Below are 16,080 nucleotides of genomic sequence, written 5' to 3'. Positions count from 1 at the left end.
GCCTCCTCCCCGGTCGGGGCCCCGGCGGCGCGGTGGGCGCCGCCGAGGCCGGGACGATCAGTGATCGGTCACTTCCAGGACCAGTCCTGGAAGTACATGAAGTTCATCGGGTCCTGCGGCTCGACTCCCTGCAGGCCGGACCGGTACGCCGAGACCTGGAACACCGGGTTCGGCATCCAGAGCACCGGCAGGTCCTTGGCGAGGAAGTCGTTGTACGCCTTGAGCGTGCTCTCGTCGCCGGAGAACTGGGTGGCCTCGATGAGCTTGTCGGCCTCCGGGTTGCTGTAGCTGCCCAGGTTCACCGGGGCGCCGGTGGCGAAGAGCCGCTCGCCGCTGGCGAAGGCCGGGTAGTACCAGCTGCCCTGCGAGCCGAAGAAGGACAAGTCCCACGTGCAGGTCGCCTCGGTCGGCTTGCAGGCCGGGGTGACCGCGACCGAGTCGGGCACCTCCTTGATGGTCAGCTGGATGCCGAGCTTGGCCATCTGCGACTTGATCTCGGCGAACATCTTGGTGGTGGCGGAGAAGCCGGTCTGGCTGGTCACGGTGAAGTCCAACGCCGCGCCGGCGGCGATGCCGTCGCCGCACTGGTTCGGCCCGGTACCCGGCGACTGGCAGGCGGTCTGCCCGTCCGGGGTCACCTTCCAGCCGTGGCTCTCCAGCAGTTCCTTGGCCTTGGCCGGGTCGAACGAGTACACGCAGCCGGCGGCGTCGGTGCCGTTGGTGCCCGGCTTGGCCGGCACCGGGCCGCAGGTGGGCGCGGCCGTGCCGGACCAGATGACCTTGCTGATCGTCGGCTGGTCGATGAGCATCTGCAGCGCCTGCCGCAGGTACGGCTGCTTGAACAGCACCCCGGTCTTCGGGTTGTTGAAGTTCAGCTGCAGGTAGGTGACGGACCAGCCGTACCAGGGAGAGACCGTGTAGCCCTTGGACTTGAGGTAGCCCTCCTGGGACAGGTTGGCCGCCGGCACGTACCCGTAGTCGATGTCACCGGCGCGCAGCACGTTGAACTCGGCGTCGTCGCCGGTGAACGGCCGCAGCACGACCTTGGCCAGCTTCGGCTTGTCCACGCCGGAGTAGTTCGGCTGGGCGGCGAGGGTGACCTCGCCGTTCGGCACGTACTTCGCCAGCTTCCACGGGCCGCTGTTGACCTTCCACAGCTCGTTGGAGTCGTACGTCTTGGGGTCCTTGGCGGCTGCGGTGAGGAAGTCGAAGACCTTCTTCGCGCCCTCCGGCGTGCTGGCCAGGTTGCTCACGGCCGCGGTGGCGGAGTCCTTGTCCCAGGCGTGCTCCGGCATCGGGGTGATCTTGTTGAGCTGGTTGTCCACGAACCAGGCGGTGTTGTAGACCTTCGTAGTGGTGATCGAGAAGGTCTTGTCGTCCTTGACCGACCACTGCGCGATGTTGTCCGGGAGGCCGCCGGCCCGGTAGGACGCCCACTTGTCCTTGTTCGCCGTGACCAGGTCGTACCAGAACTGGATGTCCTTGGTGGTGACGGGCTTGCCGTCGGACCAGGTGTTGTCCTTCAGCGTGATGGTCAGCGTCTTGCCGCCGTCGCTCACCACCGGCGGCTCGGCCATCGAGCGCTGCGGGTCGATGTTGTACTGCGCGGTGCCGTCCAGCTTGTACTGGTACAGGGACCGGTACAGGGCCTGACCGAAGATGGCGTTCTCGCCCTGGGTGAAGCCGGGTGCCGAGATCGGCAGGATCCAGTTGGGGGTACGGAAGGCGACCGTCGCGGTGTCCTTGCCCTGGCTCCCGCCGTCCTTCGACGAACCGCTGCCGCCGCCGCAGGCGACCAGGCCCGCCCCGAGGGCGACCGCGCTCGCTGCCGCCACCGCGCCGCGGAGGGCGCGCCCGGCAAATCTGCTCCTCATGAATCTCCTCGATTGATGTGCGAGTGGCCCGCGTCTCCGGGCGCCAGCGGCATTGCCACGCGGTCAGCCGCCTGTGCTGCTCCTCGACGTTCGACGCGGAGAATGTATCCGGGCCGAAGTGCCGAGTCAACGGAACTTACCCTCTTTATTCGCGTACTTCGGCCAAGGTACGATCCAAGTCGGCGAAGGATCGACCGATACTCTTCGCGCGGACTCCGGAGCGCCGAGGCTCGGGAACTGCGACAGACTGAGCGCGCCGGAGGACCGCCCCGAACAAGGAGAGGCATCTTGGAACCATCGATCTCCGCCACTCTGCGCGACCAGACCCTCAGCCTGCTCGCCAGCGGCGCGGCCACCTCACGCGCCGACCTGATCGAGGCGTTGCAGGTCGCCCCCTCGACCGTCACTACCGTGGTCCGCCGGCTCCTCGAGGAGGGCGTCATCCTGGAGGAGGGGGTGGGCCGGTCCACCGGGGGACGCCGTCCGCGGATCCTGCGCCTACGGGAGACCAAGGGGGTCCTCGCCGTCGCGGAACTGGGCGGCAGGCACGCCCGGGTGGGGTTGTGCGCACCCGGCGGGGAGCTGCGCGCCACCGAGGAAGTGGCGATCGACATCGCCAGCGGGCCCGACGAGGTTTTCGACGTTGTCGCGGCGACCTTCGCGCGGCTCCAGGCGGCGGCCGCGCCCGGCCAGGAGCTGCTCGGGGTCGGCGTCGCCCTACCGGGCCCGGTCGCGTTCCCCGACGGGCGGCTGGTCGGCCCGGCCCGGATGCCCGGCTGGAGCGGCGTCGACGCGAGGGCGTACCTCGCCGAGCGCTTCCAGCTGCCGGTGATCGTCGACAACGACGCCAAGGCGGCGGCGATCGGCGAGTACGTCACCCGGGGCCAGGAGCCGGGCGACATGATCTACGTCAAGGCCGGCACCGGCATCGGTGCCTGCCTGGTCAGCGGCGGCCAGGTCTACCGGGGCGGCCGCGGCCTCAGCGGCGACGTCACCCACGTACGCGTGGCGGACAGCGGCGAGCGGGAGTGCTCCTGTGGCAGCCGGGGCTGCCTGGAGACCGTCGCCAGCGGTGCCGCCCTGGCCCGCCAGTTGGCCGAGCAAGGCTCATCGGCGACCACCGTCCGGGACATCATGGCGGCGGTCAGCGACGCCGACCCGACCGTGGTGACCATGGTGCGCCACGCCGGGAGGCTGCTCGGCGTGGCTCTCTCCGGCCTGGTCAACTTCCTCAACCCCGACGCCGTCGTCATCGGCGGCGCGCTGTCCAGCCTCGACGTCTACGTGGCCGCGACCCGGGGGATGCTCTACGAGCGCTGCCTACCGTCCATGACCCAGTCCCTGACCATCGAAGCCAGCGTCGCGGGCCCGGATGCCGCCCTGGTCGGCCTCGGGCACCTGCTGCGCACCACGGCCGACGTACGACCCTCCTGAGGAGCAACACCCGTGCCCCGTCCCCTCCGTGTCGCCATCGGCGGCATCCACATCGAGTCCAGCACGTTCTCGCCCCACCTGAGCGCCGCCCACGACTTCGAGGTCACCCGGGACGAGGCGCTGCTGGCGCGGTACGACTGGCTCTCCCCCGCCCAGTCCTGGGCCGTCGACGTCGAGTGGACCCCGCTCGTGCACGCGCGGGCCCTGCCCGGCGGGGCGGTGGACCCGGCAACCTACGAGGCCTGGGCCACCGAGATGGTGGAGAAGCTCGCTGCCGCCGGCCCGGTGGACGGCATGCTGCTGGACATCCACGGCGCGATGAGCGTCGTCGGACGCGACGACGCGGAGGGCGACCTGGTCACCGCCATCCGGTCGGTGATCGGCCCGGAGCCGTTCATCTCCGCGGCGATGGATCTGCACGGCAACGTCTCGCAGGTGCTCTTTGACGCCTGCGACCTGCTCACCTGCTACCGCACCGCCCCGCACATCGACGTGTGGGAGACCCGGGAGCGCGCCGCCCGGAACCTGGTCGAGGCGCTGCGCCGGCAGCAGCGCCCGCACAAGGCCATGGTCCACGTGCCGATCCTGCTACCGGGCGAGATGACCAGCACCCGCGAGGAGCCGGCCCGGGGACTCTACGCGAGGATCCCCGACGTCGAGGCCCGCGACGGCATCATCGACGCGGCGATCTGGATCGGGTTCGCCTGGGCCGACCAGCCGCGCTGCCAGGGCGCGGTCGTCGTCACCGGCACCGACGCCACCGCCACCAGCGAGGCGGCCCGTGAGCTCGGCGGGCACTTCTGGGCGGCCCGCGACGAGTTCTCCTTCGTCGCCCCCACCGGCTCGATGGACGAGTGCCTCGACACCGCCCTGGCCGCGGTCGCCGATCCCGGCCGGCGACCGTTCTTCATCAGCGACTCGGGCGACAACCCGGGTGCCGGCGGCGCCGACGACGTCACCTATGCCCTTGAGCGGATGCTGGCCCGCCCCGAGATCCGCGACGGCTCGCACCGTGCCGTGTTCGCCTCGCTGGTCGACCCGCAGGCCGTGGCACAGATCGCCGACCAGCCGCTCGGCTCACCCGTGCGGGTGACGGTCGGCGGCCGGATCGACTCACGTGCCCCGGGCCCGCTCCCCCTCGTCGGGATCCTCGAGGCGGTCGCCGACGATCCCGACGGTGGGCGGTGCGTCAGCGTACGGGTCGGCGGGCTCAGCGTCTTCGTCACCTCCCGCCGGATGCAGTACCGCCTGCTGGAGTCGTACGCCCGGCTGGGAATCGCGGTCGACGCGGTGGATCTCGTCGTGGTGAAGATCGGCTACCTCGAGCCGGAGCTGTTCGACGCGGCCGGCGACTGGCTGCTCGCGCTGACGCCGGGCGGCGTCGACCAGGACCTCGCGCGGCTGCCGTACCAGAATGTGGTACGACCGGTGTTCCCCCTGGACCGCGACTTCGCCGCGGACCTCACCGTGGTGGCCGGGTGATCGCGTGACGCAGCCCGAAGACCACTGCGTCCTCGCCGTCGACGTCGGGGGCACGACCGTCAAGGGGGCCGTGGTCGGCGAGGACGGCCAGTTCCGGCATTCGCTGGTCGTGCCGTCGAGCGCGGACGACGACCCGGTCAAGGCGGTCCGGTCCCTGTGCCTCCGGTTGCGCGACGACGCGCTCGCCCTCGGCAGCACACCCGCCGCGATCGGCGTGGTCACGCCGGGCCTCGTCGACGAGGTTGCCGGGGTGGTGCGGTACGCCGCCAACCTCCGGTTCCGCGACGTGCCGCTGCGCACCCTCGTCGGGGACGACCTCCGGCTGCCGGTGGCGGTCGGGCACGACGCGCGGGCGGCCGGCGTCGCCGAGGCGGTGGCCGGAGCGGCCAGTGGACTGGACAACTTCCTGCTGCTGCCGCTGGGCACCGGCATCGCCGCGGCGGTGGTGGTGCATGGTTCGCCGGTGCCGGGTGCGACCGGCTCGGCCGGCGAGGTCGGGCACATGCCGGTCTATCCCGGCGGGGAGCCGTGCAGCTGCGGGCAGCGGGGATGCCTGGAGGTGTACGCCTCCGCCGGCGGGCTGGCCCGCCGCTATGCCCGACTCGGCGGTACCCCGGGGTTGGACAGCCGAGCCATCGCCGGCGCGGTGGCCACCGATTCGGTCGCCCGCACCGTCTGGGACGACGCGACCCAGGCTCTGGGGACCGCCCTGGCCACCCTCACCCTGACCCTCGACCCGGCCCGCATCGTTCTCGGCGGTGGGCTCGCCGACGCGGGCGCGCTGTTCTTCGACCCGGTACGCGACGCCCTACGCGCGGCCCTCGCCTGGCGGCCCCCGCCCCCGGTGCTGCGCTCCGCCTTCGGTGCCCAGGCCGCGCAGGTCGGCGCCGCTGTCCTGGCCCGACGGCAGGCTGGCCTGCCCGTTCCCGACGGCTGGGGCGCACCCGACCTCGTGCCGCATTAGCGCGTGCGCGCCAGTCCTCAGCAAGACTGCAGGCTGCCCGCCCGGGTATGGCGGGGCCTGCCGCCCAACAGCAGGATCGCGCAGGCCCCGGCAGCGCTCAGCGGCGCGAGCAGAAAGCCGGCAATGAGCTGTCCCACCGCGTCCAGCAGCGCCCCAGCCGCCGCCGCGCCGCCCGCGCTGCCGACCGAGAAGGCGGTCGCCGCCCAGGCGAATGCCTCGGCCGCCGTACCGGCGGGGGCAACCTCGTCGATCGCGACGAACGCGACGGTAAGTAGCGGCGGCAGCGCGAGCCCGCTCACCGCCATCAGCACCAACATGACCGGCGGAGCCGGTGTGAGTAGCAGAGGCAGGTAACCGGCGGCGAAGATCCCGACCACACGGGGCAGGGTGACGTACCGACGCAGCATGGTGAAGCGCACGTAGAGCAGGCCGCCGAGCAACGCCCCGGTCGCCTGCGCGGCGAGCAGCCAACCCGCCCAGGATCGGGCGCCGAACGACTCGGCGTACCCGGTCGCGGCAACCGTCACGCTGCCCACCGCCGCGCCGACCATCAGCAGTGCGCCGAGGATCAGCCGGAACCGGCCGACGCGCAGCGGGCCGGCCCAGTGTCGGACCGCCGGCTCGCCCAGCCAGCGGCGGACGGCGCCGGTGGTGGCGAACCACAGCGTGCCTACGGCCTGGAACAGTGCTGCCGCCGCCAGGCCGCCGCCCGGGCCAGCCAGCGCGACGGCGGCGAGCGTGACCACCGGACCAAGGATGAAGATCGCTTCTTGTACGGCGATGTCCAACGTGTACGCGGTCTGCACCTGCTGCGCGGGGAGCAGGTCGCGCCACAGCACCCGCAGGCACGACTCGAAGGGCGGCGCGCCCAGCCCGGCCAGACCGGCGGCGAGCACGGTCACTGGCAGGTTGACCCGCGCCGCGGTGAGCGCGAACCCGATCGTGGAAACCATCGCCGCCAGCCTCAACACCGGCGGCTGCCGCCACCGGTCCGCCATCCGGGCGAACATCGGCTGACCAACCGCGGTGCCGGCGGTGAACGCGCCGACCAGCAGACCCGCGACCGTGAGCGTCATCGCCTCCCGGGCGAAGAGCAACAAGGCCAGCGGGGCGGCGCCGAGTGGGATCCGACCGAGCAGGCTGGCGGCGAGCACCCGGGCGGTCTGCGGCGCCCGGAGTATGGCCAAGGCCGAGGTGTTTGCAGAGGTGGAGGAGGTCTTGGCATCGCTCGGCGTCGAGCCGAACGGCGAATCCGCGGTGGACAGGCCTCCGGCTGGCGGGGCACTGCGGCTGTGGTCAGGTACGGGCATGACAGGGCGCTCCCCAGAAATGGCGGACGTGGACCGGAAAACAAGCGGAGCCCGGCGGATCAGGGAGCGAAGTCGGAGCGCTCGTAGTCGTTGCCGTACAGCGGCAAATCGGGGGTGATCCAGCAGCCGTACGCTGCGGCGACGGCGTCGATCGGGACCACCCCGACAGTCTAGGCCGCCGACCAGCCCCGTGACAGCGGCCGCGCCTGCCGGGCGCCGGCCCCGCTGTGCCGGGTGCGCCCGGTCAGCCGCCCAGGGCGAGGTCCGCCACCTCGGCGGCGCACCCCCAGGACAGGGTGACCCCCGCCCCGCCGTGGCCGTACGCGTGCACGAGCCGGCTGCCGGGCGGGCCCGCCGGGTCCGGGTCCACCTCGACCCGCGGACCACCGTGCCGGGCCGGCCGCAGCCCGATCCGCTCGTCGAGCACCGGCGCGTCGGCCAACTCCGGCACCAGCGCGACGCAGCGGCGCCGGATCGCCGCCGCCGTGTCCGGGTCGGCCGCGGTGTGCCCCACCCCCGGCTGATACGTGCCGCCGAGCACCACGTCATGCCGGCGCGGGTGCACGTACGTGATCCCAGCCGGGTCGTCCTCGTCACGCACCGAGACGGTCAGACCCGGGTTCGCCACCAGCACCACATGCCCGCGCACCGGGTGCACGGCCGGGTCGGCCGCGAGCCGACCGGCGGCCAGCCCCGTCGCGTTGACGGCAATCGGCGCAGTGTCGAACGCGTCCGCGAGCCGCCGCACCCGGCGACGTAGCACCCGTCCGCCGCCGGACTCCAGCCGCTGCCGCAGCCAGGCCAGGTACGGCGTCATCTCCACCGTCGGCGCGGTGAACCGCAGCAACGCCGTGTACGGCGCCCGCGCCGGCTCGGCCACCAGGTCCCCGCACGCCTGCGCCCACCACGGCGGGCCGACGTACGGGTGGCGCAGCAGCATCCGGGTCGGCCGGTCGACCACCCCCGGCACGCCGTCGGCCGCCTGGCGTTCCAGCTCCGCACGCGTCTGGCCCGCCCAGCGCAGCACCCGCGGGTCCTGGTCCGTGTGGCTCGGGTACCAGACCGCGGCGGCCACCGTGGATACCGTGTCCGCCGGGTCGTCGGCGGCCAGCACGGTCACCCGCGCCCCCCGCTGCTGAAGAGCGACCGCCGCCGTCATCCCGACGACCCCGCCGCCGACCACCACCACGTCCGTCGCCGCCGCCATCGTCCGCTCCCGTCGCTCGTGCCGTTGGCCTCGGATCGTCGCCGTCTTGGCGGGCCGTTGTCCAAAACCGATCGGGCAGCCGGCGATAAGCGGCGCTTATGATCGGTGCATGTCCGACGTGCCGACCCTGGACGCCTGCTCGGACCTGCAGCGGCTGCGCTACTTCGCGGTGCTCGCCGAGGAACTGCACTTCACCCGGGCCGCCGCCCGGCTGCGCGTCGCCCAGCCCGCGCTCAGCCAGCAGATCCGGACCCTGGAACGCCAGCTCGGCGTGCCGCTCGTGCATCGCACCAGCCGGGCTGCACACTGACGGAGGTGGGGGCGCGGGTCGCCGACGAGGCCGCCCGGCTGCTCGCCGAGGTGGACGCGGGGACCGCCCGCATCCGGGACCTGGTACGCGGGCGGGGCGGCCGGCTCCGGCTGGCGTACACCCGGTCGGCGCGTGGCGGTCGGGTCGACGCGCTGGTCGCCCGGTTCCGGGCCGCCCACCCGGACGTCGAGGTGGTCGCGGAGACGGCCTGGACGGCGCCGAACGTGGCCGGCCTGCTCGCCGGCCGGCTCGACGTGGCGTTCGTCCGCCCGCCGGTCGACGAGCCGGCGCTGGCCTGCCGGGCGATCGACACCGAGGAGCTGCTGCTGGCCCTGCCCGCGGGCCACCCGCTCGCCGCCGGCCGCCGCCGGATCAGCCGGGCCGAGGTGGTCGACCTGCCGGCCGTGATGTGGCCGCGCGAGAACGGCCCCGGCATGTTCGACCGTACGATCGCCCAGGTCTGGCCGCACGGCGGCTTCCGGCTCGTGCGGCAGGAGCCGGACGACGAGCAGCTGCTGCGGGCGGTGGCGCAGGGCGACGTGGTCGCGGCCGTCCCGGCCGGCCGGGCCCGTGCGCTGCGGCTGCGCGATGTGCGGCTGCGCCGGTTCACCGCCCCGGCGCCCACCGTGGATGTTGCCCTGGCCTGGCCAGGCGACAGCACGAACCCGGCCCTGCCCACTGCCACGGCAGATGCTGCGTCAGCTGCGGCCGATCACTCGATCGGCTGGCCGAACGCGTCCAGGTCACGATCCGCAGTCGGGATGATGGCCCATTCCCGCTCCACATCCAACGATCGGCAGAAGAGCCAGTACAGCAGGCCGGCCACCGGAATCCCGACGAAGAACGCCAGGTCGACGCCGTTGAGCGCCTCGGCGATAACGCCGTGGAAGAAGCTCAGATACATGAACGGGATCATCACGGCGAACGAGATCCAGTACGCGGTGAGGCCGCGCCAGTTCCACCGCCCGTACATCCCGGCCGGGTTGAAGATCTCCCGGACCGAGTACCTGTTCCTGCGCACCACGAAGTAGTCGACCAGGTTGACGGCGGTCCAGGGCGCCATCAGGTACCCGAGCACGGCGAGCACGGTGTAGAACGTCCCGTTGAGGAAGTCGTCCGGGATGAGCAGACCAACCACGGTCGCCGTGACCGCGATCAGGAGAATCGTGACGACCCGGATAGCGCGGCTCGGCGAGACCCGCCGCACGCTGTCCGCCGCACTGATCAGCGTCAGCGAGCCGCCGTAGACGCACATGCCGGTGAAGATGGCCAGCGAGATGCCGCCGAGAACCAGCACGATCATGCCTAGGCCGCCGAACACCTGGTCGGAGGCATCCTGCAACGCGCCGGTGAGCCCCGCCTCCGGGAAGATGGCGGCCGCTATGGCACCCAGAGCCTCCATCCAGTAGACGCCCAGACCCGCGCCGAGTGCGGTGTACGCGATGATCGAGCGGTGGCTGGTGTTCGCCGGCATGTAACGGGAGTAGTCCGAGACGAAGAACGCCCACGACAGCTGGTAGACCGCCGCCGCCGAGACGACGACGAGAAACTTCGTCAGGTCGAAGGTGTCCGACGCGGCCAACTGCGCGGCGGGGATGTGACCGCCAACCGAGGCGCCCACGGTGAACACCAGCAACGCGACGACGAGCAGGATCGTGACGATCCGCTGACCGACGTGTAGCCAGTCGTATCCGTACACGGCGAACACCATCGCGACGATGCCCAGGATGACCATCCAGAGCCAGCCCGGGCCCATGCCCAGCTAGTGCGCGGTCGCTCCCATGGTGTTGACGCCGAAGACGACGTACCCCCAGTACACGAGCACCGCCACTGCCCAGATGAACATCGACCCGTAACGGCCGAACTGTGGCCGGGACTGCACCATCTGCGGCAGCCCGAGGTGCGGGCCCTGGCTGGCGTGGGCGGCGACCGGGATCGTGCCGAGGACGGTGCCGAGCGCCAGCGCGATCAGCGTCCAGAACAGGTTGAGCCCTGACCAGATGCCGATGGCGCCCGTGGACAGACTGAGCAACTGGGCGCTGCCGGCGAACCAGATCGTGGCCTGGTCGCTGAGCCGACCGTGCCGCTCACGGGCCGGCACGTAGTCGATGGAGCGGAACTCGATGCCACGGATCGGCGCCGCCTCGACACTCGGACCCGTCTCCGACGGCGCCTGCCGCTCCGGGGATCTGGTTGTTTCCGACATGAGGTCTCCATGAGAGGTCAGCCCGCTGACGGGTACGGGCGAGGGCCCGGTTGCGGGGACAGTAGGGGTGGCCTCGGCGCCGCCGCCATCGTGCTGGCGAACCAAGAACCGCGCCGACGTTGTGCTTTCGGACGACGCCGGCTAACCCGGATCGCCCGCCCGGCCGGCGGTCAGCTCCCGTCCCGGATGATCGCGAATGACTTCACCACGGTCCGCCGCACGCGCCAGCGCCCGCTCCATCCGTCCGGAATCGTGACAATGGTCCCCGGAGCCAGCGTGACGACCGAACCGTCGTCCCCGACCAGGTCCGCGTCGCCGTCGATGACGTGGATGAACTCGATGTAGCCCCGGTGATCTGACGCGAACTCCCCGGGCGTGCACTCCCACAGCCCCGCCTCGTGGTTCCCGGAGTCGACGAGCGTGATCGTCCGGGTTTGCGGGTCTCCTACCACCGCCCGGGGATCCGGCTGCAGTTCGGGCCACGGAACGTCGTTGAGGTCGACAAGGTGCGGGGTGGTGGAGTGTTCGGCCGGGGAGTGTGGCGCGTTCACGGCGAAGTCTCCTTCGTAGGTGATCGACGGTTCCGCCGGACCCTACGACCTGCTCGGCCTGCTGACACGCGGCCACGGTGAAGAGAACGGCGAGACGGGGCAACTTCGTTGTCGGGTATGAAACCCGTACCGCGGTTTAGGACCCCGGCACGATTGCCTCGCGCCCGGCTCCCGGCCGATCCTCTTCGGAACCCAGCGTGCCCGTCGGCGCTGACCCGATACGGAGCCAGGCAGGCATCCGGATGTCGACGCCCATGAAACAGCGAGAAGGACAATGAGCACCGAGGCTTCGCACCCGGCCTACCGCCGACTCAGTCTGTGGCACGACCACCCGTCACTGTCCTGGGAGCCCCGACCGTCGTTGCCCAGCTCGACGGACGTCGACGTGGCAATCGTTGGGGGCGGATACACCGGCCTGTGGACCGCGTACTACCTGGCGCAAGCCGACCCGTCCCTGCGTATCGCCGTAATGGAGGCGGAGGTTGTCGGGTTCGGCGCGTCCGGCCGCAACGGCGGCTGGTGTTCGGCGATCTTCCCGGCCACCCTAAACAAAATCGCCGGGAGCAGCTCGCCGGATGCGGCGCGCAGGATGCAGCACGCGATGAACGCCACGGTGACCGAGATCGGGCGGGTCATCGCGACCGAGGGCATCGACTGCGACTTCGCGCAGGGCGGCTACGTGTCTGCGGCCCGCAACGAGGCTCAGTGGATCCGCGCCCAGCGAGAGGTCCAGGGCTGGCGGGATTGGGGCTTCGGCACCGACCACATGCGGCTACTCTCGGCGGAGGAGGCGACCGCCCAGGTGGGGGCGACGCGTGTGTACGGTGGCACGTTCACCCCGCACTGCGCAGCTGTTCACCCGGCGAAGCTGGTGCGCGGACTCGCTCAGGTAATAGAGGCCGCCGGGGTGAAGATCTACGATCGTACCCGCGTCGAGGGCATCGGTCAGCGACGGCTGGTCACTGCACACGGCGAGGTCCGCGCCAAGGTCGTGGTCCGGGCCACCGAGGGGTACACCTCGCTGCTACCGGGGATGCGCCGCGACATGGTCCCGATGTACTCGCTGATGGTGGCCACCGAGCCACTGCCGGAGGAGGTTTGGGACCAGATTGGCCTGCGCTCCCGGCAGACCTTCAGTGACAAGCGTCACCTGCGGATCTACGGGCAGCGTACCGCCGATGGACGCCTGGCATTCGGGGGACGCGGCGCGCCGTATCACTTCGGCTCGCGGGTCATGCCGGAGTTCGACCTGGACGACCGCGTGCACACCATGCTGCGTGGGATTCTGGCTGACCTCTTCCCCATGCTGACCGGCACCACCTTCACCCACAGGTGGGGTGGGAACCTGGGTATCCCACGCGACTGGTACCCATCGGCCGGCTACGACCGCGAGTCCGGCATCGCGTACGCGGGAGGCTACGTCGGCGACGGGGTCGCGACCGCCAACCTCGCCGGCCGGACCCTGGCCAACCTGATCACCGAGACACCGTCCGAGCTGACCGACCTGCCCTGGCTGTTCCGACACTCCCCCAAGTGGGAGCCGGAGCCCCTGCGGTGGCTGGGCGTCAACGCGGGCACGCTCATCTTCGCGATGGCGGACCGGACGGAGGCCCGGTCGGGTAAGCCGTCGCGGATGGCCTCGTCCTTTTGGCGGATGTTGGGACACTGACGACGGGTCGGATGGTCGCGGACCTAGAAACCGTGCAGCCCGGCGGCCATCGCCGCTTGCAGTGCCATCCACAGCTCGGCCACGTCCGCGGTCGAGCTGAGCTTCCGGCCGGTGAGCTCCTCGACTCGGTCCATCCGGTATACCAGGGTCTGCTTGTGGACATACAGCCGCGAGGCGGCGCGCGCCCACGACCGGTTTTCCTCGAGAAAGACGCGTAGCGACACGACCAGTTGGCTGCCCTTCGTCTCGTCGTACCGAAGAAGCGGTCCAAGGCAACGGCGCGCCGCCTCCTCACAGTCAGCCAAGCTGGTGGGCAGGAATCCGGAGAACTGCCGGTCGACGGCGTACCGACCCACGCGGCGATCGGTGTCCCTGACCTGATGCAAGGCCCAGGTTGCTTGCAGGAGCGCAGGCCTGCTGTCGGCAACCCGGTCGACAGGCGCGCTCACCCCCACGCTCGCCGACGGCGGCAACGCCTGGAGGAGCATGGTCAGCGCCTCCTCGTCCTCCGGCAGGAGGGCGACGTGCAGCCCGCCCCGGGTCAGCAACGCGTTCGCGATCCCCGCGTCATCGAAACGATGGTGCAGGTCCGCCCAGACCGCGTCGCTCGCATTGTCAACCGGGATCACCGCGACCACCCGGCGACCATCCAGACGCCTCTCGGTGAGCTCATCCAGCGCCATCGCAGAGTCGATGCTGCCGTCAATCATGCGCGTGAGCAACGACGCCCCCAGGCGCCGGGCGCGCTCGCGTCCCGCGGTGGCCGCGGACCGCTGCGCCGACACAACCGCCGCCGCATGCTGCACGAGCCCGATGTCAAGCAGGTGATCCGGGAGCGGTACCGCCACCAGGGCTGCTGCCTGCGGCCCAGGAAGCCGCACCGCCAGCGCACCGTGATGAAGGCGGATCACGGCCCCGCCCGGCCGTGGTTGCGTCGATGCCAACTGGGCCAGCGCCGCAGCCACGGAGGGACTCCCGGTATCGCCGTCTGCGGCACAAATGGTCGCCCCTGCCGAGACCAGCGCGAGGGTCGCGCCGAGCTCTACACCAAGACCACCGAGGAGTTGCGGGGTCCCATCGACCTGCGACAAGAAACGCATGTGGTGGTAGAGCCGTTCGGTCGTCGCGAGCCGCGCCTGTTCTTCCCTGTCGTTGGCGTTGGCCACCACACGGGCGAGGGCCACGAACGGCACCTCGGCCTCGGTGAGAAGAAGCGGCAGGCCGATGCGGTCCGCGGCGGCGACCATGTCGGTATGAAGGTCAGGCGACTTCATCCGATCGCCGATGGCGATACCGACGATGCCGGCGGCGGACAGCTCGGTAACATACTTCACCTGCCTTATGGCATCGACCGGGATCCCGATCCCGGTCGTCATGAGAAGCTCACCGTCGCCCAGCCACAGCCACGGCTCTGGCAGCTCGCAGACGTGCGCCCACGAGATCCTGCGATCAAGGCCGGAAGCGCCGGCCACCACGCGTGTCCCGAGGGAGGGCACACCGACGAGCTCACCTACGGTGATGGCCATAGATTCTCCTCAGGGCATGACGTCCCAGGGTAGGTCGAGAACAAGAGACGATGCACCATCTGATCCCGAAACTTGACCCTCGGCTCGCCAAGATTGGGACCTGCTGACCAGGCGGGGCTCACTTCGGGGCCTTACCGCTGCCGGTGGTCGCCGGCCCGGATCCCGGCCGCGCCTGTCGGCCAGGGCATGATCTGGTTTACGGTTTCTCCGGCGCTCGGATGATCGCCGCGTGCGGCGAGCCCGGTTCGGCGGCGAGTGACCGGTCAACGGCCTCGGCCGAGAGCACCCGCTCGACGACCAGATGGACCAGTCCCGCCGTTCCGGCGCTGGGGCCGAGCTGGCTGGGCAGCACCTGTAGCGACTCCACGCTTCGCGACAGGGTGACCTCGCGTACCCGGGCCGCCACCGCGTCGACGACCCGCGGCAGTGTGCCGATCGTTCCGCCGAGGACGAGAGTCCGAGGGTTGGCCAGCGCGATGAGCGCGGCCAACACGGTTCCCACCCGGCGGGCGGCTCCGTCCAGGGCTGCGCGGACCTTCCGGTCGCCCGCGTTCGCCAACTCGGCGAGGTGGTCGAGGTCACGCACCCCGACCGGAGCCAGCCGGGCAAGTAGCGCGTGGCCCGAGGCGTACGCCGCGAGGCATCCCCGCCGGCCACAGCGGCACTCCGGTCCGCCGCGGCTGAGCTTCACGTGGCCGATGTCGCCGGCCGCGCCGTCGTCCCCGCCGAGGCTCCGATTGTTGATGATCAGCCCGGCCCCGATGCCATGTGCCCACTTGAGGCCGAGCACCGTCGACTCCGGATGTCGGGTCGCCTCGCCGAGCGCGAGGGCGCGTGCGTCGTTCTCGGTGACCATCGGCACGTTCCACCGTTCGCGCAGCAGGTCGAAGATCGGCAAGTGCTCCCAGCCGGGCAGGGTCGTGGTCTGGCCGGGCAGTCCGGTCACCAGCGAGATCGGGCCGGGCAGTCCGATGCCGATGCCGGCGACCCGCTCGTCCGGGGCGTCGACGGTCAGTTCGGCGGCGAGGCCGATCAGGGTGTTGAGCACCGCGGGCGGCGGGGTTCTGGTCACGTCGAGGCGGCTGTCGCGGAAGCGCAGCACCTGGCCGCGCACGGTGCTGATGCCGACGCGGGCGTGCGTGTGTCCGACGTCGAGGGTCAGGATCACGAGGTGCCGGTCGTCGAAGCGGATCAGCTCGGCGGGGCGGCCTCCCTCGGAGGCTTCGAAGCCCGCGGAGTAGATGAGACCGCTGGCGAACAGGGGTGCCAGCCGGTCCTGCAGCGTGGGGCGGGACATCCCGGTGGCGGTGAGCAGCTGCTGTCGGGTCCACGCCGGACGTGACCGGACCAGTTCGAGGACGTGTCCGGGGGTCGCGCCGACTGTCGGGCGCGACGTGTTCGGGCTGCTTCGGAGCTGCATCTGTTAACACCTCTTGACAGTCGTGAATAGACCTGGGAACTTGTGTGAGCCCGTTTTGCAAAAGCTCTTGTCAAAAGGCTAGCCGAAAGACCCGGTTACATCGGATTTAGACGTGCCCAGGGAGTCA

The 16,080-nt window shown here is 71.0% G+C and carries 11 protein-coding genes and 2 pseudogenes; 6 read left to right on the top strand and 7 right to left on the bottom strand.

The genetic code is table 11. The annotated features are described in order from the left end of the window. Window positions 1-68: 68 nt before the first annotated feature. Window positions 69-1,874, bottom strand: a complete 1,806-nt coding sequence (locus ACNAW0_RS05520; protein ID WP_416286611.1) for a peptide ABC transporter substrate-binding protein — start codon at window positions 1,872-1,874, stop codon at window positions 69-71. A 288-nt stretch (window positions 1,875-2,162) separates the two neighbouring features. Here ACNAW0_RS05520 and ACNAW0_RS05515 point away from each other — a divergent pair, with 288 nt between their 5' ends. Genes ACNAW0_RS05515 through ACNAW0_RS05505 form a run of 3 tightly spaced genes read left to right on the top strand, consistent with a single transcriptional unit; the run spans window position 2,163 to window position 5,754 of the window. Further along, a complete protein-coding gene (locus tag ACNAW0_RS05515) occupies window positions 2,163-3,308 on the top strand; it encodes an ROK family transcriptional regulator (RefSeq protein WP_416286610.1) in 1,146 nt (381 codons plus the stop codon). 12 nt (window positions 3,309-3,320) lie between these two features. Continuing rightward, window positions 3,321-4,790: a M81 family metallopeptidase gene (locus ACNAW0_RS05510; RefSeq protein WP_416286609.1), complete on the top strand. Its 1,470-nt coding sequence runs from the start codon at window positions 3,321-3,323 to the stop codon at window positions 4,788-4,790. Between the two features lie 4 nt (window positions 4,791-4,794). Then, a complete protein-coding gene (locus ACNAW0_RS05505) occupies window positions 4,795-5,754 on the top strand; it encodes an ROK family protein (protein ID WP_416286608.1) in 960 nt (319 codons plus the stop codon). A gap of 17 nt (window positions 5,755-5,771) precedes the next feature. Here ACNAW0_RS05505 and ACNAW0_RS05500 read toward each other — a convergent pair whose 3' ends face one another. Beyond that, entirely contained in the window at window positions 5,772-6,941 is a 1,170-nt protein-coding gene (locus tag ACNAW0_RS05500; protein WP_416286607.1) for an MFS transporter, read from the bottom strand. A gap of 367 nt (window positions 6,942-7,308) precedes the next feature. Next, window positions 7,309-8,271 carry an FAD-dependent oxidoreductase gene (locus ACNAW0_RS05495; RefSeq protein WP_416286606.1) on the bottom strand — a complete coding sequence of 321 codons (963 nt, stop codon included), beginning with the start codon at window positions 8,269-8,271 and terminating at the stop codon, window positions 7,309-7,311. Window positions 8,272-8,380: 109 nt separating this feature from the next. Here ACNAW0_RS05495 and ACNAW0_RS05490 point away from each other — a divergent pair, with 109 nt between their 5' ends. Both ACNAW0_RS05490 and ACNAW0_RS05485 read left to right on the top strand, forming a co-directional pair. After that, the gene (locus ACNAW0_RS05490; protein WP_416286605.1) at window positions 8,381-8,581 is read left to right on the top strand and encodes a LysR family transcriptional regulator; all 201 of its coding nucleotides are present in this window, start codon (window positions 8,381-8,383) and stop codon (window positions 8,579-8,581) included. Between the two features lie 5 nt (window positions 8,582-8,586). Beyond that, window positions 8,587-9,195, top strand: a pseudogene (locus ACNAW0_RS05485) (LysR family substrate-binding domain-containing protein); the annotation flags it as partial. Between the two features lie 98 nt (window positions 9,196-9,293). On the opposite strand, the pseudogene ACNAW0_RS05480 reads toward ACNAW0_RS05485, so the two are convergent. Beyond that, a pseudogene (locus ACNAW0_RS05480) lies at window positions 9,294-10,787 on the bottom strand (purine-cytosine permease family protein). Window positions 10,788-10,957: 170 nt separating this feature from the next. Further along, on the bottom strand, window positions 10,958-11,338 hold the full coding sequence (locus tag ACNAW0_RS05475; protein WP_416286604.1) for a cupin domain-containing protein: 381 nt from the start codon (window positions 11,336-11,338) through the stop codon (window positions 10,958-10,960). 274 nt (window positions 11,339-11,612) lie between these two features. Between ACNAW0_RS05475 and ACNAW0_RS05470 the strand changes: the two genes are divergently transcribed. After that, window positions 11,613-13,007, top strand: a complete 1,395-nt coding sequence (locus tag ACNAW0_RS05470; protein WP_416286603.1) for an NAD(P)/FAD-dependent oxidoreductase — start codon at window positions 11,613-11,615, stop codon at window positions 13,005-13,007. Between the two features lie 23 nt (window positions 13,008-13,030). Here the strand turns inward: ACNAW0_RS05470 and ACNAW0_RS05465 are convergent, their stop codons facing one another. Next, window positions 13,031-14,533, bottom strand: a complete 1,503-nt coding sequence (locus ACNAW0_RS05465) for a PucR family transcriptional regulator (protein ID WP_416286602.1) — start codon at window positions 14,531-14,533, stop codon at window positions 13,031-13,033. A gap of 196 nt (window positions 14,534-14,729) precedes the next feature. Continuing rightward, the gene (locus ACNAW0_RS05460; protein WP_416286601.1) at window positions 14,730-15,953 is read right to left on the bottom strand and encodes an ROK family protein; all 1,224 of its coding nucleotides are present in this window, start codon (window positions 15,951-15,953) and stop codon (window positions 14,730-14,732) included. Window positions 15,954-16,080: the final 127 nt, after the last annotated feature.

It is taken from the genome of Micromonospora sp. SL1-18 (genome assembly GCF_047921505.1).
Taxonomy (GTDB): Bacteria; Actinomycetota; Actinomycetes; order Mycobacteriales; family Micromonosporaceae; genus Micromonospora.
This window is presented reverse-complemented; position numbering and strand designations above follow the sequence as displayed.